The organism is Nocardia kruczakiae NBRC 101016 (genome assembly GCF_001612965.1).
In the GTDB taxonomy this organism is placed as follows: domain Bacteria; phylum Actinomycetota; class Actinomycetes; order Mycobacteriales; family Mycobacteriaceae; genus Nocardia; species Nocardia kruczakiae.
In genome coordinates, this window is record NZ_BDBL01000039.1 from 49,728 (window position 1) to 70,529 (window position 20,802).

The following is a 20,802-nucleotide window of genomic DNA, read 5'->3' on the forward strand; positions in this document are numbered from 1 at the left end:
TGGAGCTTATTTGTCGGACTGTTCGTCTGTGGTTGACATCACGCAACAGATGTTTAATGATGCTGAACACGGCGTGGCGCCGGACTGTACTCGTCCGGATCGCACTCCTACGACAACACCTTCTGTCCGGCTGCGCCTCGGCGATTCATCGGCCGGGACCGACCCATACCTGCGGGGAGCGCTCGCCCCCGGTTTCGACGATCACCGCTGCCCGCGCTCGATGAGCCCTGGCAGCTCATATTGGAGGTACAACGATGCGACGTAGTCGTTGGATCGTGCTCGGCGGGTGCTTTCTCGCCTACCTGTTCGACGCACTGGAGATTGTCCTGCTCTCCATGGCGCTACCGACCATCCGCAAGGACATGGGGCTGACGATCTCCCAGGGTGGACTTCTGGCCACCGCGACCCTGATCGGCATCGGTGTCAGCAGCGTCCTCGGCGGCTATGTAGCCGACAACTTCGGCCGGAAGAAAGCACTCGTGGCTTCGCTGCTCACCTTCGGTGCCTTCACCGCCGCGATCGCGATCGCACCCAACTACGAAACGGTCCTGTTACTGCGATTCCTCGCCGGAGTGGGGCTCGGTGCCGTGTGGAGTGTCGTCTCGGCGTACGTGGTCGAGACCTGGCCCGAAGAGCGCCGCGGCCGCGCGGCGGCATTCGTGATCAGTGCCTTCCCGGCCGGTGGTGCCATGGCCGCCACCGTCGCCGGCTGGTTCCTGCCGGACTGGCGCCTGATGTTCCTGGTCGCCGGCGCCGCGGTAATCCTGCCCGTCGGTGTGGTACTGCTCTTCTTCGCCGAATCCGAAAGCTGGGCAGCGGAGAAAGCCCACACCGATGCCGAAGTCGTGTCGGTCCGCGACGTTCTGAGTTCCTCGCTACGGCGCCGGACCGTGCTGGGTACCGTCATGGCTGCCTTGGCCCTGTTCGGCTATTGGGGCGCCACGACCTGGCTGCCGACATACCTCACTACCGAGCGTGATCTGCCGTCCAGCTCGGTCGCGACCTTCATGACCGTCCTGAACGTAGGAATGTTCCTCGGCTACAACGGTTTCGGTCTCCTCGCCGACCGCATCGGCCGGCACAGGACGATCGTGCTCACGCTGCTCGGAGTCGCGCTCACACTGCCGATCTACGCACTCACCACACACCAGACCGCGCTGCTGTGGATGGGACCGGTATTCGGTGCGTTCACCGCATTCTTCGGCCTGTTCGGCTCCTACCTCGGCGAACTGTTCCCGACGAGGGCACGCGCCACCGGCGCCGGATTCTGTTTCAACGTCGGGCGCGGAGTCTCCGCGCTGGCGCCGTTCATCCTGGCAGGACTGGCCACCGGCATCGGATTCCGCGGCGGCCTCATCGTGTGCGCCGGATTCTTCGCCCTCGCGGCGCTGGTGGCCTTGCTGCTGCCGCGCGCCGGGACCGGCGCCGAAGACATTGCGGCCGAACCGATCACAGACCCCCGCGACGACACACCCGCAGCGGTGTGACAGCACTCCCCGGAAAGTAAGGAAAAAGATGAGGAAAACCGTCGTCACCTCGGCCCTGCTGGCCGCCGCCATCAGCGGCTCCTGCGCCACCGCGTCCGCGGATACCGGACACGCACCCACACAAGTGGGCTACACCGCCACCCTGACACCGACCTCCGCCGTCATCGAAACCGACTCCGCGGGAACAATATCCACCGACCACGGTGTCCTCACCATCCGACCCGAGGGCGGCGGCCCGGTTCTGGCCGGCGCCGAACTCTCGTTCCGCGTCGACGACTTCGTGTTCCCGGTCGCCGCCGACATTCACGGCAACCGCGCCGTTCTCACCCCGCAATTCGACCTGCGGCACGCGGTATATCGGCCGGTGGCGCTGCCCTTCGAGAACCAGGCGCCGTGGAAAAACGAGTACGACCGTGAACAGGCCGCCTGGAGCCGGCTCTCGAGCACAATCCTTACCGGCGCCACCATCGGCACACTCGTCGGTGGTCTCGGCGGCGCTGCCGTCGGTTGCGTGCTCGGCGGCATCGCAGGGGCGACTGTCGCCGCGGCGGCGATCATCGGATTGTTCGGTGGGTTCCTGCCTGCCGCCGCGATCGGATGCCTCGGCGGCATCGTCGCGGTCGGCGCGCTGGGAACCGCCGCGGGCCAACTCTTCGTGACCGCACCGATTGCCATCATGGCGGCGGTGCAGTACTTCACGACCGTGAACCAGCCCGCACCTTCGGCAAAGTAGCTGCAGCGCACCGGGGTTCGGCTGTGCACCGGCCGAGCCCCGGCGCAGGGTGCCTGAATCCCATTCGCAACTCGATGAGCAAGGCGGTTGATGGATGCCGACTGCGACACGGCACTCGAGCGAAGGAGACGTCCACCTGAGGATCTGGCTCGGCGGGGCGCTCTTCGACTACAGGGTGACGGCGACAGCCGCACGAAATTTGATAGACGAGTGGGCCCGCAGACGGTGGTACTCGGTCGAATTGGTGCGGACCCCGGCCCGAGACTTGGAACTGCTGCCACGCATGCCATGCGAGCGACTGTTCAACGGGCCTTGAGAACAGTCTCTATGTCGCACGCTCCACAGCTGTCCCGATGGTCCGAAGGTTTGCTGCCCATTGGCTATCGGCATGAAATTGTAACGCGTTCGCGCGTGTCGACAGCGATGTCTCATGCTGGCGCCCGCCGAGGGGTCGGCGAGTGCGGCAATGCGATTCGATGTGGCTCCGAAATCGGAGCAGATGCACATTCAGTTGTTGTGGTTTCCTCCGGCCGGGCGCATGGGAGTTCCGCGTTCGCGGAGTGCGTCTTTGATTGTGGTGGCGGGTGTTCCGGTGAGTCGGCTGCATGAGGCGAGGGAGTGGCCGGCGAGGTAGAGATGTTCGAGGTGTTCGATGTCGGCGTCGGTGAGAGGTTGATGCCGGCGGGTGACGCCTTCTCGGGTGAGCAGGTTCAGGACGGCTGTTTTGGAGATGTCGTATCGGGCGGCGAGTTCGAGTGTGGTTGCGCCGCCGCGGTAGGTCTGGACGAGTTGGTCGATGGTGTGGCGGGGGAGTCGGCGTCGGATGTTCCGGGTCGGCTTGGCCTGCGCCGGTGTGGCCGATTTCCGCGGCCGTCGCCAGCGTTCGAGGCTGTCGGATTGGATTCCAGCCGTGAGGTTTTCGAGTTTCCGCAGGTCATCCCGTTTCGCGTAACGCCCAGCCAGGTCCACAATTCTTATACTGCCTGGTCAGAGACTTTCTGTGTTCTGGCCCTTCGTGGTGTCTGGGTCGGCTTTTGGCCTGTGCAGCCATCTGACCTGCGGAAATATGGTCGTTTTCCTGTTTCGAACCGAGCTGGGTGTTTTGTGTCTTTTGATGCAGGTGTGACAAATGTGTTTTCCGTGGTCATTGGATTCGGTAGGCGCTCCTGTCGTCGGGGGGATGCTTCGTTGAGCTAGTTACTCCTGGTTGGTCCATCGCCAGGTGTCGAGATCGGACGGACGTGGGGGAGTCCGCAGCGACGCCGGCTGAGTGGGCGCGGACGCACGGAAGGGCTGGCCGACACTCGGCAGCCGCGAACCGGACCGCTCTATCGCGAGCCTATGAACTGGGCCCTTGTTTCGCTCCCTCAGCTCACCGGTGTGGAGCCCCGCCTCGCGTTACGTCGGCTCCCGTTCACTAGATCGTTGAACCGATCGACGGCCCAGATGGTGCGTAATCCCCACGGGCCTATCATCATCGGGGGTGGAAACTTCGGCTTTTGCTGCCACAGTGCCTGCAGATCCTCGTGCGGCTTCCCGTCGACGATCAGGTCCGCCATCAGCGATCCGAGGTAGGGCGCCTGGGCCAATCCGTGGCCGTTGCAGGCGATCGAGTAGAGGATGTTGTCGTCGATCCGACCGGCGAGTGGCAGCCACGAGGAGGTGATTGCGATCCAGCCTCCCCACGCCCGAGCGACCGCGACGTCGGACAGTGCCGGGAATCGTGTGGCGAAGGCGTGGGCCAGTTCGGCGACGAGCCCCGGATCCGGTTGCTTGGTAGGCAGCGGGCCAGGCTTTCCTCGTTCGATCCGGCGAACACCGAAAACGATTGTGTTGCGCGCGGTGAGCCGGTAGTTCTCCATCAAGTTGTGCTGGGTGATCAGCCCGGCGCGGCTGGTCCACCCCAGCGCGGCCAGACGAGCGGGGTCGATCGGCTCGGTCTCCCCCTCGACCACCCAGATGGGCGCGGACAGGTGCTTGGGGGTGATTGCCAACTCGCCGCCGTAAGCATTCGTCGCGAGGACGACCGTGTCGGCCCGCACCAGACCGCCGGGCGTGCGGATGACGACGTGTTTGCCTTCTCGCGTGACGTCGGTGACCCGGGTCTGTTCGAAAACCTGTGCGCTGGAAGCAAGGACCGCTCCGCGCACACCCCTGGTGAACCTTCCCGGATTCATCGTTCCGCCGGTGGCCTCGCGCATCCCGCCGAGAAATCCGCGAGGGATGCCCAGCTCCGCGCTCGTACCGAATTCGGCCTTGGCGCCGGCCCGCTGCAGAATCTTGGCCACGCGGCGCGCACGTCCCAGCTGTCCGCGCGAAACCGCCACTGCGACATTGCCGGTCGCTTCGAATTCACACTCGATGTCGTGTGCTGTGATCATATCTTCGACGTGGTGCTCGGCGTGATCTGCGAACTGCACGATGCGCGGCAGTTTCTTCGGGTAGAGGAGATTCAGAAGCTGGATGTCGCCTCCGGGGCACCCGGCAGTTGGCCCGCATTGCGGGAACTGGCTCCGTGCCCGCAGAATTCGGCTTCCAGCAAGACCACGTCCCGGCCACGCTCGGCCAGCCGCAATGCCGTCGACATCCCGTTCAAGCCGCCGCCCACGACTGCTACCGCGCAGGTGACGTCGTTGTTCAAGGCCGGGCGGACATCATCGGGCGGTTCGATCCACCCGGTGAAGGTGGTGTATTCGACGTTGTCCGTGTTCACTTCGCTGATCCTCGTTTCGAAACCGTCATGGTCGGAAGTGTTCTGCGTTCAGGCCACGGAAACTGCGGCGCGTCGGCGAGCACGGGCACGGGAGATCAGGACAGTCACCGGAACAAGTGCGGCGAAGGCGGCCGAGATCCAGTAACTCGTGCCGTACAAGCTCTCTCGTGCGACACCGACGTCCGTTCCGAGAACGTGGACGACCGAGGCGCTGAGGACACCGGTGATCAGTGCCGTGCCGAACGCGAAACCGACGGCCATGGACGTACCCGCGACGCCGGCGGCCATTCCGGCCTTCTCTTCGGGTACCGCGATCTGCACCACGGTGAAGCCCGCGGCGTAGCCCATGCTGCAGCCCAGTCCGATGACGCCGGCGCCCACGAGGTACTGCCACGGGCGGTCGTGGGCGAGCGCCAGCCAGGCGAGTCCGGCGACACAGATGAGTGCTCCGACCACGAAGACGCGGGCGGCGTGTCCCTTGGCGATCGGCCCCTCGGCCACGCGGCCTCCGACCCGGAACAGCACGGCGAACGGCACCATGAGTAGCCCGGTGTGCAGCGCGGAGAGTCCGAGCCCATACGCGTCCGAGGGGGCGAGAGAATCGGGATCGACCTGGCTGTAGGTGCTGAGCAGCAACAGGAATGCCGCGTTCACTGCGGCGAACAAGGTGATCGACACACTTGCCGCGGCGACGAAGGGCGCTTTCAGCATGGCGACGTCGAATACCGCTGCCGAGGATCTACGTTCGACGCGCACCCACAGGGCGCCACCGACGACACCGGCGGCCAGGGGGATGAGCGCCCCGGCACCCCACACCAATCCTTGGGTCAAAGCCAGCAGCAGAGCGGCCACCCACGCGATCATCCACACCGTACCCAGCGCGCCGATCCGACCGGAAGGCTCCGCCGGCGGCGAGTGGGGGATGACGACGAACGACACGACCGTCGTCACCGCGAAGGCGGCAGTGAGGATGCAGAAGAAGCTACGCAGGGACAGGTCCTCGACGATCAGGCCGCCACCGATCATGCCGACGACGATGCCTATCCCGGTGGCGACAACTAGAACCTTGACCGCCGTCGCGACTCCGTTGTCGGCCAGGTTCCGTCGCAGAAATCCCAAGGGCAGCAGCTGCGCCGCCCCGCCGATCCCCATCAGGGCGGCACCGATAAGAAGGGCGGGGTACGAATCGCCGAGGGCGGGGACGAGCGCTCCCAGCGTGAGGCATCCAGCGGCGAACACGGTCGCGTTACGGTCGCCGAATACGTCGGCGAGCCGCGGCAGCAGAATGAAGCCGGCCCCGCCGCCGAGCGTGAGAACGGTGTAGATCCATGTGGTTTCGGAGACCGTGGCAAGTCCGTACTGCGCCTGAATGATCGGCAGCAGCGGCGGCAGGACGAAGATGATCGCGTTGGTCAGGGTGACCAGCAGGGCACCGACTCCGATCAGCACCCCCCTCGGCGGGGTAGCCCCGGCGGTCGAATTCCGGCCGGGGCCGGTCGTTTCATTGATCTCAGTCATGGTTCGTTCTCCGTAGAAACCGGCGGCCTCATCCGCGCACTTGCGGGCAGTCACCGCGCCGAGTTGTGATCCGCGCCATACGGTAGAAGGAACGTAGTCATGTGATCAAGGTATTTGACCAACTCTTTGCAAAACAAACGGTGTTTCTCTGGTTGTCTGGTCGCCCCACCTGGCAGTTTGCTAATTGATCAAATGACAATGTTCGGAAGGATGCCCCCGTTGTGCTGCCGTCGAGCCCAGCTGCGCAGGTACGCGCACACGTCCTCGATGGCCTGCTCCGTCTTCGCGAAGACGCCCACTTCGGTGAAGAATCCGTGGAACACGCCCGGGTAGCGGATCGTCGTGACCGCAACGCCGTTCCGGCGTAAACGTGCGGCGTAGGCCTCCGCATCGTCGCGGATCGGGTCGACTTCCGCGGTGAGAATCAATGCCGGCGGCAAGCCGTGGAGCGACTTCGCGCGCATCGGTGCGGCCAGCGGGTCGGTATGGTCCCGGTAGTCGTGGCCGCGGTACTGCTCGATGAGCCATTTGGCATCTGCGCTGGTCAGCAGCGGCGCGTCGGCGAACTCTGTCCACGACGAGGTGGCGAAGGAATCGTCGACCGGCGGGTATGCCAGTACCTGTGACATCGGCAGCGGCTGCTCGCTGTCGCGGAGCGCAAGGCAGAGTCCGGCCGCGAGGGCCCCGCCCGCGGAATCGCCGCCCACCGCGATGAAGTCGGGATCGATGCCGAGGTCGCGCGCATGCTCGCGGAGCCACGAGTATGTGTCGAGGCAGTCGTCGAGCGCCGCGGGATACGGATTCTCGGGAGCCAGCCGATAGGCCAGTGAGACGACGACGAAACCCGAACGAGCCGCGATGACCCGGCAGAGCTCGTCGACGCCGTCCAGAGTGCCGAGTATGAACCCGCCACCGTGCATGTAGAGCAGAGCGGGGGCGTCCGTCGCGGCGGTGTCCCGATATATCCGCGCGGCCAAATTTCCTGCCCTGGAGGGTATTTCGCGATTCTCCACGTTACCGACTGTGTTCATGGGCTGTGGCCGCGGTGGTGTCGCCAGGAGCTCCCGGGCGGTTTCGGGTCCGAGCTCCCGGAGCGGCTTCGGGAGTGCGGCCGCCATGGCCCGCGCGGCGATTTGTGCGTCTGTATCCAGCAGATCCCAGTACGTGGGTGGCGATATGTGCATCGGCGTTCCTATTCGAGTGTTTGACAACGAGTGATCTGTGCCTCACGATCATAGTCACGTGACCCAGACAGACGACTATGACGGTCGCGTTCTATTCGAGATCTGCAGCAGCGCGCGCCACACGATCTCGCGGAGTCGAAAGGACTGGAAGATGACCGAAACCACGATCGACCGCGTGGTGCCGAGCGCCGCCGCGGCCGGAGGTATCGACATACGGATCGAGGAGGACGCCACACCGATCGTCCGGCTGATCGGCCGGACGCTGCGCGATTCCGCCCGCGCCGGCCACGCCTTGCCGGCGCTGCGGCGAGCCGCTGCGACGGTGGCGATCCGCTCACACGACACGCCGCAATCCGCGACGATCGTCTTCGATGGTGACGGGGGCGTCGAGGTGTCGAGCGGGGTCCTGGACGACGCCGACGCCATCGCCACCGTCGACCTGAACGCAAGGTTCGCCCCGGTCGGCGACCCGGTCGGTGATCAGGAACCTGCCGCCGACGCCTTGACTGCGTTGAGGCCGCCGCTACCCGATTGGCGCACAGCCGCCGAGCACTTCTGGACCGTGTCGCGGTCGGTGCCCGGCGTCCCGGACGTCCTCATCGCTGTCACCGAGGGGCCCGAGGGAGTGGAACAGGCTGTCTGCGGTGAGGGGGAGACCCACTATGTGATCGCCGGCGCGCCCGAGACGCTGGCCGGTGTCTTCTCCGGTGCGGACGATCTGTTCGCGACCCTCGCCACCGGTGCCCTCGGGGTCCAAGGCACCCTCTCTCAGCTGTCCGTCATGATCGGCGCATCCTGGAAGGCTCGTTTCGATGTCTGAAATCTCCACCGCTGCTTCGGAATTCGGTATCCGCAGCCGCGACGTCCGGGCCGTGCGGCTCGAGGCCACCAACCACGAGGGATGCTTCCTCGGTAAGAACGTCTCCCCGAAGAAGTTCGATTCGAGCGCTCCGGCGGGATTCAATTTCGCCGACCTGCTGTTCGGCCTCGACCTCGGCAATGCCCCCAGCATGGGCTTCGCCTATCCGGGGTGGCGCGGTCATCTCGACGATGTCAGCTTCAAACCCGACATGGCGACCCTGGTCGAGTGGGAGCCGGGGCTGGAATCGGTGATCGGTGACTACTGGCTGAAAGACGGCACGCCGGTACCCATCTGTCCGCGAAATCTGCTGCGCAAGATGGTCGATCGGTTGGCGACGTCGGGATACGTCGCGACCATCGCCGTCGAGATCGAGGCGACCCTGTTCGAGGAATCGATCCACGACGCGCGGGCCAAGGGCTACCGCGATCTGACTCCCCTCGGCGGGACTGCGGGCACCGCCTATCACCTCGCGAAGTCGAAGGACTGGATCGACTACATGACTGCGGTGTCCCGGCGCCTCGACGAACTCGGGATCGAGTGGGAGGCGTGGAGCGATGAGGATGCCGCCGGGCAGGTGGAGCTCAATCTTGTTCCGGGCGAACCGATTGCGGTGTGCGACGCCTGGGCGCGGGCGCGGCAGGTGATGCGTGAAGTCGCATTCGAGCAGGGACATTCGGTCACGTTCATGGCCAAACCCACCGCAGGATACGGACAGGCCTCGCACATCAACCTCTCGCTGCAGCGCGACGGCGTGAACGCGTTCTACGCCGCGGACGGCCCCTCGGTGACGATGCGCCACGCTATCGGCGGACTGCTCGCCACGCTGGAAGGCAACACCTCGATCGTGTTGCCGCAGATCACTTCCTACCGGCGGCTGGTGGATCTCAGCGGTCCACCGGTCACCGTCAGCTGGGGCATCAGCAACAAGACCACCGCTGTCCGTGCCGTGTGCGGGCACCGTACCTACTCCCGGCTCGAGTATCGTCTTCCGGGCGCCGACGCGAACCTCTATCTCGCGACGGCGGGTGTGCTGGCCGGTGTGATCGCCGGACTCGAGCGCGAAATCGAGCCCCCTGAGCCGGTATCCGACATGGCCTGGTGCATGCCGCCGGGAATCAAGCGCCTGCCGGACACCATCACCAAGGCGGCCGAAGCGCTCGATGCGGACCCTCTTCTCCGCGAACTGCTCGGCGACGAGTTCGTCGACTACTGGATCGGAACTCGCCGATGGGAGTGGATGCAATTCCACACCGGCGGCGGTGACCCGTTCGCAGAACTCTCGGAGTGGGAGTCCGCGCGTTACTTCGAGTTCCCGTGACCGCGGTACGCGAGACGGCGACCGCCGTGCGACCGCTCATCGGCATCACCGGCCGACGGTTCCGCTTGGGACTGATCAACGGGCTGGACTCCCGATACGCGGATCGTCTCACCGACGCGTTCATGTCCGACTTCTCGGACCGCATCGCACGTGCGGGCGGGATCCCGGTGTTACTGCCCTATGACGCCGATCCCGTCGCGGCCTGCCATTGGCTGAGCGGAGTGGTCGTCACCGGCGGGCAGGACGTCCATCCCGCTTGCTGGGGCGGTGATCTGTCGGTGGTGCGTGCGATCGATGCGCGGTCGGATCCGACGGTGCACGACCCGGAACGGGACGCCTACGAATCGGCGCTCGTGCGCGCGGCCATCGAGAGCGATACCCCGGTCCTCGGGGTGTGCCGCGGCCTTCAGATTCTGAATGTGGCGCGAGGTGGCACGCTGATCCCCGATCTTCCCGCCGGACCGGTACAGCATCTGTCGGAGCGGTCCGCGCTCACCGACGGTGGCCACGATCATGTGGTGTCGTTCCAGCCCGGATCGATCGCACAGGCCCTCTTCGGAGACCGCGCCGTCACCAACTCCTGGCATCATCAGGCCGTCGACGAATGCGGCGAAGGCTTGGTGGTCACGGGCCGGACCGTGGACGGCGTCGTGGAGTCGATCGAGCTCCCCGGTGCTCCCGTGCTGGGAGTGCAGTGGCATCCGGAGTGGATGGAGCGGGACGACCGGGCCCTGAGTTGGGTCGTCGGAGCAGCGGCCGAGCGGTTGTGCGTCGGCCGGCGCAGCTAGGCCTGCGGCGTCGGATCATGGACAGAACGCCTTCTGCCACAAGCGGAATGCCGGGCCGGCACAAGCCTTTCGGGGCGCCGGCCCGGCCTGCCCGGAGATGCCGAGCGGGCGGTGGTAGCCGAGGGCTGCGACGATCGGTGCACTCAGCCGACGTTCACCCAGGAGACCAACGCGCTCAGTCCGGTCTTCTGCTCGACCTCAGGTCCGGGTGTCGGCTGCGTGGCCGAGGCCGGCGGCGTGAGCTTCGCGGCCAGCCACGAGTCGAGGACGGCGATGCTCAACTCCATTCGCCGGGCTTCCTCCTCGGGACTGCCGAAATGGAGGCAATTGATCGCGAATCCGTCGGAGAGCGCGGCGACGACATAGCTGATGTCATCGATCGTTTCAGCGGACAGCGCGCCGTCGCTGTTCGCCTCTCCGAGGATGGAGCGCAGGACGGCATAGGCCTGGTTGTAGACGATGCTTGCCGGGTTTCCCTCTTGACGTTGCGCCCAGCTGATGAGCTCGATGGTTGCGGCGCTGAATTCCTTCGAATCCAAGTACCAGCGCATGATTCCACGCAGCAGTTCCCTGGCGGTGGTCGTCACATCGCCGTGCACGTCGCTGCCGATGATCACCTCCTGGTACCGGGCGGCTACTCGCTCGAACACCGACGCGAACAGAACCTCCTTGGACTCGAAGCAGTAGTGCAGGGTCGCCAGCGGTGCATCGGCTTGTTCGGCGATACGGCGGGTGGTGGCGCCGTCGACGCCGTGGGTGGCGATCACCTGGATGGCTGCGTTGACGAGGTCGTTGCGCCGTTCGGTCGCAGGGATCCGTGGCACTGCTGCCTCCTGAAAGAGTTGGGCGATTGATCAAGTCTAACTCGAACATATCACTGTCCATAACCGCCCGATCATGGTCGGCGGGGCAGACGTACCACAGAAATCGGTCATTTGGCTTGGTCAAATGACCATGATCCGGCTACGGTTATGGCCGGCATCACACCGCGAGGAGAAACTGTGAACGCAATCGAATCGACCCGGGACGCGGTCCGCCGGCCGGCGATCGTCCGGGATCGCCTCGGGGACGATCCGGCGTCGGCGACGTTGGTCGAACTGTTGTCGACGCGTGCCCGGACATCACCGGATCGCGAGTTCCTCCGGGTCGGGGACGAGTCGTGGACGTTCGGTCGTATCGACGCCTGGACCTCGCGCCTGGCCCGTCGACTCATCGAGGTCGACGGCATAGCACCCGGTGACCGGGTCGCGATCATGCTGCCCAATCTCGTGCAGTGGCCGGTGATCTGGTTGGCGACGCTCAAGGCCGGCGCCGTGACGGTACCGGTGAACTCCTCCTATCGCAGGGCGGATCTGGCCTTCGTCCTGCGCGACTCGGGGGCCCGCGTCGTCTTCTCGGAAGGGGAGAAGCTGGAATTGCTGCGCGACGTGGCGCACGCCGAGCGCGATCTGTCGGGTCTGCGCATTGTCGATATCGCCGCCGACGGCTCCGAGGATTTCCCCGACCGGGCCCCCGATGTGCCGGTCACCGGCGACACTCTCGCGAATCTGCAGTACACCTCCGGAACCACCGGATTTCCCAAGGCGTGCATGCTGACTCACGACTACTGGGTCCGGCTGGGCTGGATCTGCGCGGCGGCCGCCGGCCTGCACGCGGACGACGTTCTGCTCACCGCGCAGCCGTTCTCCTACATCGACCCACAGTGGAATACCGCTCTGGCCTTGACGATCGGGGCGCCGCTGGTGGTACTGCCGAGGTTCTCCGCCTCGGGGTTCTTCGCCGACGTCCGACGCCATCGGGCGACGTTCACCTACGTTCTCGGCGCGATGCCCACCCTCCTGTTCAAACAGCCGCCGCGCCCCGACGACCGGGAGAACGACCTGCGGCTGATCATGTGCTCGGGGATCCCGACGGGACTGCATCGACAGCTGGAGGAGCGGTGGGGTGCGCCGTGGCGGGAGATCTACGGTCTGACCGAGTCGGGTTCCGACCTCGTCAGCCTTCCGGAAGATACCGGCGACGTGGGAAGCGGGAACCTCGGGCGGCCGGTGCCCACGAAGCGGGCGCGCGTGGTGAACGCGGACGGCATCGACGTGGCTGACGGCGAACCCGGCGAGCTGATCCTGTCGGGTAGACCGATGATGCTGGGCTACTGGAACCGCGCCGAGGCCACCGGACGCACCCTGCGCGACGGCTGGCTGCACACCGGCGACGTCGTCGTTCGCAGCTGCGACGGCCGCTACCGCCTCGTCGGCCGGATCAAGGACATGGTTCGGCGGGGAGGAGAGAACATCGCGAGTGCCGAGGTCGAGGCCGTCCTGGAAAAGGATGCCGCGGTCGTATCGGCAGCCGTCCTCGGCGAACCGGACGATATCTTGGGAGAAGAGGTCAAGGCCTACATCCGGCTGGCTACCGGCATCCCGGCCGAGCGTGCGACCGCTGCCCGCATCATCGAGCGAGCGCGCCAGGAGCTGGCCCGTTTCAAAGTCCCGCGCTACGTCGAATTCGTCGATGATTTCCCGCGGACCCCGTCCGAGCGAGTGTCGAAGCCGGCGCTGGCGGCGCGTGCCGCCGAAAGCCCGGGAATCGTTTACGACTTGCGCGAGAACGGAACTCGCGGATGAGCGCCCCGTCGGCACACTCCCTCGACATCCGGATCCAACGCGATGTCGCCGTCCTGACCCTGCATCGGCCGGAAAAGCTGAACGCGATGAACGTCGACACCAGGCTGCGCCTGGCGAGCGCAATCCGGAACTTCGGAACGGGCGACGACGTGCGGGGAATCGTCCTGACCGGGAAAGGGCGAGCCTTCTCCGCAGGCGAAGACCTCACTACACCACCGGCGTCGTACGCGGACCTGAGCGCAGCCGTCACCACATTCCACGACATCACCCGCGCGATCCTGCAGACGAAGGTTCCCGTCGTCGCGGCTGTCAACGGTCTCGCCGTGGGCGGTGCATCGGAAATCACCCTGTGCTGCGATGCCCGGATCGGGACGCCGGCGACCGAATACTTCCAACCGGAGAACAGTCGCGGAATCGCCATCTCCAACGCCTCGAGCGTGCTGCTGACCCGTCTCGTCGGTAACCACGCGATGCGCATGGTCCTCGGATCGCCGCGGGTCGCCGCCACGGAGGCGCTGGAGATCGGGCTCCTCGACGAAATCGTCGAACCCGGCCGGCTGCTCGAGCGCGCGGTCGATCTGGTCGTCGAGTGGACCCCGGAAAACAACACGACCGCACTTCACCTCGCCCTGCTGCGCCCGGCGCTGGACGTGATCGAGTCGGCCTTTGCCCGCGAGGACATCGCCGCGCAAAAAGCTTGGGAGAGCGGTGTTTTCAGCGCCGGTATCACGAAGTTTCACGACGCTCGGGGTGATCGGAGCCGAGAAGACGCGCCACCTCGTGCACACAAGAACGACAGATTGGACAGACCATGATCAACACGGAAGCCGCAGTGCTCACCGCGATCGACGAACCATTGGAAATCACCACGATCCACGTGGATGATCCCGAACCGAACGAGGTGCGCGTCGCGGCCTCGAATGTGGGCTTGTGCCATAGCGATCTGCACTATATGACCGGGACCGTGCAGACCGAGCTACCGGTGGTCGTGGGCCACGAGGTGGCGGGTGTGGTCGAGGCGGTCGGTTCGGCGGTGTCCGGTTTGCGGCCGGGGGACCGGGTCGTCGGCGCCCTCACGCCATCCTGCGGCCGTTGCGTCAACTGCGAAGCAGGCCGCTCGACACAGTGTCAGCGTGTCGACGAAATCCGTCGCCGTCCCCGGCCCGCCTACCAGCTGCCCAGTGGACAGCCGGTCGAACGGCTCGGCGATGTGGGCGCATTCTCACGGCACATCCTGATGCGGGAGAACGCGCTGGTGAAGGTGCCCGACGCGGTGCCGCTACACGTGGGATGCCTCCTGTCGTGCTGCGTCATCACCGGCGTCGGGGCGGTGTTCCGAGGAGCGCGGGTTCGTCCGGGCAGCACGGTTGCGGTAATCGGTTGCGGCGGAGTCGGTTCGGCCATCATCCAGGGCGCACGGCTGGCCGGTGCTTCCGCTGTCGTCGCGGTCGATCTCGACCAGGCCCGGCTGGCGGCAGCGCGCGGCTATGGAGCAACCCATGTGGTCGACGGTGGTGTCGCCGACGTGGCTGCCGAGATCCGGAGTGTGCTGGGTGATGGGGTCGACTACTCCTTCGAAGCGGTCGGTTCCGCCCGTACCGCGGCCACCGCGCTGGCGGTACTGCGGCCGACCGGCACCGCCTGTCTGGTGGGCATCGCGCCGGACGGCACGCAGCTGACGCTGCCCGCGTCGGACTTCTTCTTCGGCGAGAAGCGCGTGATCGGCTCGTATATGGGGTCGGGGCAGGCACGGCAAGACATCGCGCAGTTCGCCCAGCTGTATCTGCAGGGGCGGCTGCTGCTCGACGAGATGGTGACGCAGGTGATCCCTTTCGGCGAGATCAACAAGGGCTTCGAGGTGATGCGATCCGGCGACGTGACCCGCGTCGTGGTCGATATGGAGCAGTAGCGGCCTGAATCCCCCTGTACCGAAACCTATCCCGAATGTAGAGGTGTTATCGAATGACGAATCCGACCATGTCGATCCCCGAGCCGGTCAACTACATCGCCGACAGCTGGATCGAATGCGACACGATCGCGGGCGAATGGAACCTCGACCCCAATACCCGCGAGCATCTGCACCGATCCGTCACCACCAGCGACCGTGATGTGGAACGAGCACTTGCCCACGCCGAGCGTTCCTACCGCGGTGGATGCTGGAACGATGCCGCTCGCGAGGAGTGCGCCGAAATCCTGGAGCGTGTTGCCGACCTGATCGAAGGGCGTGTGGAGGACATCGCGCGCACCGACGCCATGACCAGCGGAGTACCGATCGGTGACACCCGCAAGGCGGCGGCCTTCCTGCCCGCGCGCATCCGGGCCACCGCGACGGACCTGCGAACCATCCCGCGGGTGCGCGCCTTGGCCGCCGGCGGCCGAGACGTTCGCCTGCACAAGATCCCGTGGGGTCCGGCGGCGATCCTCACGCCGTGGAACGGTCCCAGTTTCATTCCCGCGGCCAAGATGGTCAGTGCGGTGGCGGCCGGATGCCCGGTCATCCTGAAGCCCTCGGAACACGCGCCGAGCAGCGCGCAGATCGTCGTCGAGTGCTTTATCGAAGCCGGATTACCCAGCGGCACTGTGCAACTCGTACACGGGCGCGGCGACGTCGGGGCCGCGATCACCGGAGATCCACGCGTGAAGATCGTGTCGTTCACCGGCGGCCCGCATGCCGGGCGCGCCATCGCACGCGCGGCGGCCGAGGATTTCAAGGTCCTGCAATTGGAGCTCGGTGGCAACAACCCGGCGCTGGTCCTCGATGATGCCGATATCGACGTCGCCGCCGACGGCATCTTCGAGGGGATGACCAAGCTCAACGGCCAGTGGTGTGAAGGACCGGGCAAGGTTCTGGCGCACCGCAGTCTGGTGCAACCCCTGGCGGAAGCGCTGAACGAGCGGATCGCGAAAATCGTGATTGGCCATTCCTTGGACGACAGCGTCGAGCTCGGGCCGATCTCGAATGCGCCTCATTTCGCGACCTTGCAGCACCGGATCAGCGAACTCCGAGCCAAGGGTGCGAGCATTCACCAGCCGGCTCGGCTGCCCGAACTCGGGGGATTCTTCCTTTCCCCGACCATTGCCACCGGAATCGAGGGGGCCGCGGCCACCTCGGAACTGTTCGGTCCGGTCGTGACCCTGCACGCCGTCGACTCCGACGAGGAGGCGCTGCGCGTGGCCAACGCGAACCCGTCCGGCCTGGATGCCTACGTCTTCGGCGGTGACACCGACCGAGCCATCGACGTCGGCGCGCGAATCCTGTCCGGCGAGGTGCGGATCAACGGCGCCAAGGTCGCCGATCTCGGCGACGACTCCGCGCAGAGTTTCTGGGGGTCGGCGGGCATCGGTGGCCACGGCCCTGCGGAGTCGGTCCGAGTCTTCTGTGGCGACCGGGTGGTCGGCGTCGATTCGCCGGATCTTCCACTCTGAAACAGGTTGGAACACAAGCATATTCGCGGGAGTGGATCTCTGTGACGGCGTCCTGGATCGATGCCGGCTCCATGGCGTGCCGATTGTGTCCTCTCAGAATGATCGCGAGCCCCGGGACGAAACCCTCCCGCCCCGGGGCCTGCCAATGCCGTCCGGGCCTCAGATGTCGCCTGCGGCGTGCAGCGAGTTGTACATCTGAACCGCGCTGGCGACGCCGACCGGAATTCCGAGCAGCGCGGCACCTGTCACCCCTCCGATCCCAGCGCCCAGCGAGGCGCCCATGACGCAGCCCAGTGCCGCTGCCGGCGCGGCGATCGGCCCCGTCGGAATAGCGAGGAAGCCGCCGGTCAGCGCCCCTCCCACGCAACCGAGGCCCATACCGACCACACCGCCCGCCAGCGTGCCCACGCCCGTGGCGAGACCGAATTGCACGGCGGCCTGACCCAACGCCGCGTTGAAATCGGCGCTCGCATCGATCTCCCGATTCGGTTCCGGGACGGACGAAGTCGGCGGTGAGGATGTCACATCATCGGCACCGTTGCCGTCCTGCTGCGGCCGGGCCGCCAACGGCCATTGCGCAGGGTCTACCCCACGTGTGAGTGGTTGTCCGGCGACGTACCCGCCGAGCTGGTCGAGTACCTGGAACTGGTTCCCCCTCGTCGTCAGCGAGCCGAACGGTGTGATGACGAAAGCCGAACTGTCGTCGGTATTTTCGGTGTAGTCGATGCCGGGTGCCGGTGTCGTATGCAGCGATGCGGCAGGCTCGATCGGTTGGGGGGCGTCGGGCCGATCGGAAGTGGCATGGGCCGTTCCGCACGCGAGGCCGACGACCGCTGTCCCGCCGGCAATGGACGCGGCAATTCGTGTGTAGTTCATGCGAATTCGCTTTCTCCGGGAATGACTTCGACAACGGCTCGATGAACCCGCGGTGAAAGGGGCGCCCTGTCGAAGGAGGAGCCGCAGGAAGGTCGTGACCGAGTGAGAGGTGGTCCCTGCGGGAAACTCGACGACTACTCGTCGAGTTCCGTGAAGTGTGACCGTCATTACATGCCCGTGTCAAGAGCGCGGGCGGTTCGGTGACTTGATCGCCTGGTACAGGTCTAATTCGATTCGAGGTCATAAGACAGGGTCATTTGACCAACTCGCCGCGAGGTGCAACGCCGCAGGTGGGAAAATCGCTTCGAATGCTATCCAACCTCTTGACTGTGACTGGCACCACTGCTCTACTAGCATCTGAGTCAATTGACCGGGACAGATGACTACTTCGGATGAAAGCAGCAATTTCCATGAACCCCTCCACTCCCACCGCCGCCTCGGCCGCCGAAATTGTCGACGTACTCTGCGTGGGCGCCGGCTTCAGTGGCCTTTACCTTTCGCACCGGCTCACGTCCGCCGGATGGACCTTCGCGGGCTTCGAGGCCGGCCCCGGTGTCGGCGGCACGTGGTTCTGGAACACCTATCCCGGTGCCCGCTGCGACGTGGAGAGCATCTATTACTCGTATTCGTTCGACGAAGCGCTGCAACAGGAATGGACTTGGAGCGAGCGGTTCGCTCCGCAGGCGGAGATCCTCAGGTATCTGGAGCACGTCGCCGATCGTTTCGACCTGCGCAAGTACTTCACGTTCGACACGCGTGTGGTCGGTGCCAGGTGGAACGCGGGCGACCGACTGTGGGAAGTGCGGCTGGACAACGGCGAGACGCGTCGCGGCCGATACCTGATCTCGGGCGCGGGCGGCCTGTCCGCTCCCAAGGACTTCGATGTGCCGGGGCTGGAGAACTTCACCGGGCTGCGAGTGTCGACCAGCCGGTGGAACATCTCCCTCGACGACCTCGCCGGCAAGCGCGTGGCCGTGATCGGTACCGGATCGTCCGGCGTGCAAGCGATTCCGTTGATCGCGGAAGTCGCCGAGCATCTCACGGTGTTTCAGCGCACTCCGAACTATGTGATGCCGGCCCGCAACGGTGTACTCGCCCCGGACCAGGTCGCCGCTGTCAAGGACCGCTACGTGGCGATCCGTGAGGAGTGCCGGCATTCGCCCGGCGGAATTCCCGATCGGCCGGTCACCGACAAAGCCTTCGACGTCTCCGACGAGGAACGTCGGCGGCGCTACGAGGAAGCCTACGAGCGCAGCGGATTTCTGGGGGTCGGCGCCGAATTCGTCGACCTGCTCACCGATGCCGAGGCCAATCGGACCGCGTCGGAGTTCATCCATGACAAGATCCGCGAGATCGTGAAGGATCCGGCCACGGCCGAGCTGCTGGTACCGAAATATCACCCGCTGGGCGCCAAGCGCAGCGTGTTCGGTACCGATTACTACGAGACCTACAACCGCCCGAACGTGTCGTTGGTGTCGCTGCGGGACGAGCCGATCGAGACGATGACCGAGAACGCGATCGTCACCTCCCGAGGCGCCTACGAGGTGGACGTCATCGTGCTGGCCATCGGGTTCGACGCCTTCACCGGACCGCTGTACGGACTCGACCTCACCGGCGCGTCGGGCGCGAAACTGCAGGACGCGTGGCGCGACGGCATCCGGTCCTACCTCGGCATCATGGCCGCCGACTTCCCCAATTTCTTCATGGTGGCCGGCCCGTTGAGCCCCGCGCTGGTGAGCAATGTGGTGGTGACGATCGAGCAGGCCGTCGACTGGATCGCCGACCTGCTCGAGCACGCCCGTGACACCGGCGCCACGATGATCGAGGCGACTCCCGAGGCCGAGAACGAGTGGGTGGAGATCACCGAAGGGACCGTCGCCCAAACCCTCTACGCCACCACCGAATCCTGGTACCGCGGATCGAATATCGACGGCAAACCCAACACCTTCCTGGGGTACGTGGGCGGTGTCGGCAAGTACCGCCGCATGTGCACCGAGATCGCCAAACGCGGCTATCCCGGCGTCGAGATCGACGGTGAAGCGCGCTCTCGTACCATCGGCCCGATCCACTCCGAAATCGCATGAGTCGCGTGCTCCATCGGCGCTACGTCGCCTTTTCCGACGCGCACTACGCGGGCAACCTCGTCGACGGCGCCTACGCATTGAAACTGTTCGGAGACGTCGGCACGAATCTGTCGATCGAGTTGGACGGCCACGAGGGCTTGTTCGCCGGATATTCGTCCGTCGAGTTTCTCGCCCCGGTCCGAGGCGGCGATGTCGTCGAAGCCGAGGCAACGCTGGTCGCAAAGGGAAACCGCAGTCGCACAGTCGATTTCGAACTGCGGGTGCTCTGCCGCGGCTGTGATGACACCGGCCGCGCGCAGGTTCTGCAGCCCCCCGTGATCGCGGTACGCGCTCGCGGCACCGCCGTCGTCCCAGCGGGCGAAACGACATGAAAGAGCCATCGCCGCCGGTCGGCTGATGTCAGCTTCCACACAACTTACGGAGAAATACATGTCCATCAGAGAGCTGCTGTTCGCGGTGTCGGACATCTGGATGATCGCGGTCGGATTCAGCTGCGGGATCGCATTCATTCGGAACTACAAGAACTACCTGCTCGGTATCGAGTGGATGATCGTGGCGACCTCGGGAACGAACTTCCTCATCTACGGTCTCATCCAAGCGGGTCACGACAGCCCGATGTACCACTTCGCCTACTTCCTCGACGCCTTCTCCCGGTCCGTCGGCATCACGCTGATTCTGGTCCTGGGGCTGATGAAGGTCACCCACCGATACAAGCCGTCGGTCGCGGTCGACATCGGCGCCTTCGCGCTCGCCGCCGTGGTGGGCTTCGTTCTCAGCACGTTCGCCGAACAGATCGGCACCCCGGGCAAGCTCTTCTACATCGTCGTGAATGTGCTCACCACGAGCTTCCTGATCTATTTCGTCAAGCGCCTGTGGAATATCGGCGAGCGGCGCCACGCGGTCTGGGCCGGCATCGCCACCGCCTGCGCGTTTTTCATCGCCGCGATCTACGACTTCGTGCACATCCCGGGCGACGATTCCGAGCACACGATTTTCTACATTCTCGCCCTGTCGACGTGGGGCTTGCAGATGTTCACGTACTACCGCGCCTATCGGGCCTTCGACGCGCACAACAAGCGCGTCGACGCCCAGGTCGGCGGTGCCGACGCTGCGGTCACCGCCCGACCTTGACCCGGGTGCCGATCGCCGCGACGGCCCACGTGGGCCGTCGGCGGTGCACCGGATCCTC

At 65.5% G+C, this 20,802-nt stretch carries 19 protein-coding genes; 12 read left to right on the plus strand and 7 right to left on the minus strand.

The genetic code is table 11. From position 1 onward, the window contains the following. The first annotated feature begins 254 nt into the window (after positions 1–254). Complete coding sequence (locus NK1_RS25745; protein ID WP_063012712.1) at positions 255–1,487, plus strand: MFS transporter; 1,233 nt, start codon at positions 255–257, stop codon at positions 1,485–1,487. A gap of 28 nt (positions 1,488–1,515) precedes the next feature. Then, positions 1,516–2,220: a DUF8020 domain-containing protein gene (locus NK1_RS25750; RefSeq protein WP_063012714.1), complete on the plus strand. Its 705-nt coding sequence runs from the start codon at positions 1,516–1,518 to the stop codon at positions 2,218–2,220. A 507-nt stretch (positions 2,221–2,727) separates the two neighbouring features. On the opposite strand, the gene NK1_RS34000 is transcribed toward NK1_RS25750, so the two are convergent. From NK1_RS34000 to NK1_RS25770, 5 genes are all read right to left on the minus strand, one after another. Continuing rightward, a complete protein-coding gene (locus NK1_RS34000) occupies positions 2,728–3,189 on the minus strand; it encodes a hypothetical protein (RefSeq protein WP_063012716.1) in 462 nt (153 codons plus the stop codon). Between the two features lie 398 nt (positions 3,190–3,587). Continuing rightward, complete coding sequence (locus tag NK1_RS25760) at positions 3,588–4,601, minus strand: NAD(P)/FAD-dependent oxidoreductase (protein ID WP_281189180.1); 1,014 nt, start codon at positions 4,599–4,601, stop codon at positions 3,588–3,590. A gap of 71 nt (positions 4,602–4,672) precedes the next feature. After that, positions 4,673–4,933 carry an NAD(P)/FAD-dependent oxidoreductase gene (locus NK1_RS36080; RefSeq protein ID WP_281189181.1) on the minus strand — a complete coding sequence of 87 codons (261 nt, stop codon included), beginning with the start codon at positions 4,931–4,933 and terminating at the stop codon, positions 4,673–4,675. A gap of 48 nt (positions 4,934–4,981) precedes the next feature. Continuing rightward, the gene (locus NK1_RS25765) at positions 4,982–6,451 is read right to left on the minus strand and encodes an MFS transporter (RefSeq protein ID WP_063012795.1); all 1,470 of its coding nucleotides are present in this window, start codon (positions 6,449–6,451) and stop codon (positions 4,982–4,984) included. 188 nt (positions 6,452–6,639) lie between these two features. Continuing rightward, positions 6,640–7,428, minus strand: coding sequence for an alpha/beta hydrolase (locus NK1_RS25770; protein ID WP_245660818.1), 789 nt, complete (start codon positions 7,426–7,428; stop codon positions 6,640–6,642). A 358-nt stretch (positions 7,429–7,786) separates the two neighbouring features. Between NK1_RS25770 and NK1_RS25775 the strand changes: the two genes are divergently transcribed. The 3 genes from NK1_RS25775 to NK1_RS25785 are packed head-to-tail and all read left to right on the plus strand — an operon-like array spanning position 7,787 to position 10,603. After that, positions 7,787–8,455 (plus strand): hypothetical protein, encoded by a 669-nt coding sequence (locus tag NK1_RS25775; RefSeq protein ID WP_063012720.1) that lies wholly within the window; start codon positions 7,787–7,789, stop codon positions 8,453–8,455. Further along, on the plus strand, positions 8,448–9,815 hold the full coding sequence (locus NK1_RS25780) for a glutamine synthetase family protein (RefSeq protein WP_063012722.1): 1,368 nt from the start codon (positions 8,448–8,450) through the stop codon (positions 9,813–9,815). Before NK1_RS25775 ends, NK1_RS25780 begins: the two co-directional genes overlap by 8 nt. Continuing rightward, a complete protein-coding gene (locus NK1_RS25785; protein ID WP_063012723.1) occupies positions 9,812–10,603 on the plus strand; it encodes a gamma-glutamyl-gamma-aminobutyrate hydrolase family protein in 792 nt (263 codons plus the stop codon). The genes NK1_RS25780 and NK1_RS25785 overlap by 4 nt, the downstream gene beginning before the upstream one ends. 143 nt (positions 10,604–10,746) lie before the next feature. Here NK1_RS25785 and NK1_RS25790 read toward each other — a convergent pair whose 3' ends face one another. Next, positions 10,747–11,427 (minus strand): TetR/AcrR family transcriptional regulator, encoded by a 681-nt coding sequence (locus NK1_RS25790; protein ID WP_063012724.1) that lies wholly within the window; start codon positions 11,425–11,427, stop codon positions 10,747–10,749. A gap of 177 nt (positions 11,428–11,604) precedes the next feature. Here NK1_RS25790 and NK1_RS25795 point away from each other — a divergent pair, with 177 nt between their 5' ends. From NK1_RS25795 to NK1_RS25810, 4 genes are all read left to right on the plus strand, one after another. Further along, the gene (locus NK1_RS25795; RefSeq protein WP_245660819.1) at positions 11,605–13,227 is read left to right on the plus strand and encodes a class I adenylate-forming enzyme family protein; all 1,623 of its coding nucleotides are present in this window, start codon (positions 11,605–11,607) and stop codon (positions 13,225–13,227) included. A gap of 86 nt (positions 13,228–13,313) precedes the next feature. Continuing rightward, entirely contained in the window at positions 13,314–14,042 is a 729-nt protein-coding gene (locus tag NK1_RS25800; RefSeq protein ID WP_245660821.1) for an enoyl-CoA hydratase/isomerase family protein, read from the plus strand. After that, positions 14,039–15,136 (plus strand): Zn-dependent alcohol dehydrogenase, encoded by a 1,098-nt coding sequence (locus NK1_RS25805; protein ID WP_063012729.1) that lies wholly within the window; start codon positions 14,039–14,041, stop codon positions 15,134–15,136. The genes NK1_RS25800 and NK1_RS25805 overlap by 4 nt, the downstream gene beginning before the upstream one ends. A 53-nt stretch (positions 15,137–15,189) precedes the next feature. Continuing rightward, positions 15,190–16,653, plus strand: coding sequence for an aldehyde dehydrogenase family protein (locus NK1_RS25810; protein ID WP_063012731.1), 1,464 nt, complete (start codon positions 15,190–15,192; stop codon positions 16,651–16,653). A 159-nt stretch (positions 16,654–16,812) separates the two neighbouring features. Here NK1_RS25810 and NK1_RS25815 read toward each other — a convergent pair whose 3' ends face one another. Beyond that, positions 16,813–17,697: a DUF8020 domain-containing protein gene (locus tag NK1_RS25815; protein WP_157104440.1), complete on the minus strand. Its 885-nt coding sequence runs from the start codon at positions 17,695–17,697 to the stop codon at positions 16,813–16,815. Positions 17,698–17,939: 242 nt separating this feature from the next. Between NK1_RS25815 and NK1_RS25820 the strand changes: the two genes are divergently transcribed. Genes NK1_RS25820 through NK1_RS25830 form a run of 3 tightly spaced genes read left to right on the plus strand, consistent with a single transcriptional unit; the run spans position 17,940 to position 20,744 of the window. Beyond that, positions 17,940–19,613 carry a flavin-containing monooxygenase gene (locus NK1_RS25820; RefSeq protein ID WP_063012735.1) on the plus strand — a complete coding sequence of 558 codons (1,674 nt, stop codon included), beginning with the start codon at positions 17,940–17,942 and terminating at the stop codon, positions 19,611–19,613. Beyond that, positions 19,610–19,984, plus strand: coding sequence for a hotdog fold domain-containing protein (locus NK1_RS25825; RefSeq protein ID WP_063012737.1), 375 nt, complete (start codon positions 19,610–19,612; stop codon positions 19,982–19,984). The genes NK1_RS25820 and NK1_RS25825 overlap by 4 nt, the downstream gene beginning before the upstream one ends. A 58-nt stretch (positions 19,985–20,042) precedes the next feature. Continuing rightward, positions 20,043–20,744: a hypothetical protein gene (locus NK1_RS25830; RefSeq protein WP_063012739.1), complete on the plus strand. Its 702-nt coding sequence runs from the start codon at positions 20,043–20,045 to the stop codon at positions 20,742–20,744. Positions 20,745–20,802: the final 58 nt, after the last annotated feature.

Coding starts and splice junctions, on each gene's coding strand:
- NK1_RS25745 (WP_063012712.1), top strand. CDS start 255: ATGCGACGTAGTCGTTGGATCGTGCTCGGCGGGTGCTTTCTCGCCTAC.
- NK1_RS25750 (WP_063012714.1), top strand. CDS start 1,516: ATGAGGAAAACCGTCGTCACCTCGGCCCTGCTGGCCGCCGCCATCAGC.
- NK1_RS25760 (WP_281189180.1), bottom strand. CDS start 4,601: ATGATCACAGCACACGACATCGAGTGTGAATTCGAAGCGACCGGCAAT.
- NK1_RS25765 (WP_063012795.1), bottom strand. CDS start 6,451: ATGACTGAGATCAATGAAACGACCGGCCCCGGCCGGAATTCGACCGCC.
- NK1_RS25775 (WP_063012720.1), top strand. CDS start 7,787: ATGACCGAAACCACGATCGACCGCGTGGTGCCGAGCGCCGCCGCGGCC.
- NK1_RS25780 (WP_063012722.1), top strand. CDS start 8,448: ATGTCTGAAATCTCCACCGCTGCTTCGGAATTCGGTATCCGCAGCCGC.
- NK1_RS25800 (WP_245660821.1), top strand. CDS start 13,314: ATGAACGTCGACACCAGGCTGCGCCTGGCGAGCGCAATCCGGAACTTC.
- NK1_RS25805 (WP_063012729.1), top strand. CDS start 14,039: ATGATCAACACGGAAGCCGCAGTGCTCACCGCGATCGACGAACCATTG.
- NK1_RS25810 (WP_063012731.1), top strand. CDS start 15,190: ATGACGAATCCGACCATGTCGATCCCCGAGCCGGTCAACTACATCGCC.
- NK1_RS25815 (WP_157104440.1), bottom strand. CDS start 17,697: ATGACGGTCACACTTCACGGAACTCGACGAGTAGTCGTCGAGTTTCCC.
- NK1_RS25820 (WP_063012735.1), top strand. CDS start 17,940: ATGAACCCCTCCACTCCCACCGCCGCCTCGGCCGCCGAAATTGTCGAC.
- NK1_RS25825 (WP_063012737.1), top strand. CDS start 19,610: ATGAGTCGCGTGCTCCATCGGCGCTACGTCGCCTTTTCCGACGCGCAC.
- NK1_RS25830 (WP_063012739.1), top strand. CDS start 20,043: ATGTCCATCAGAGAGCTGCTGTTCGCGGTGTCGGACATCTGGATGATC.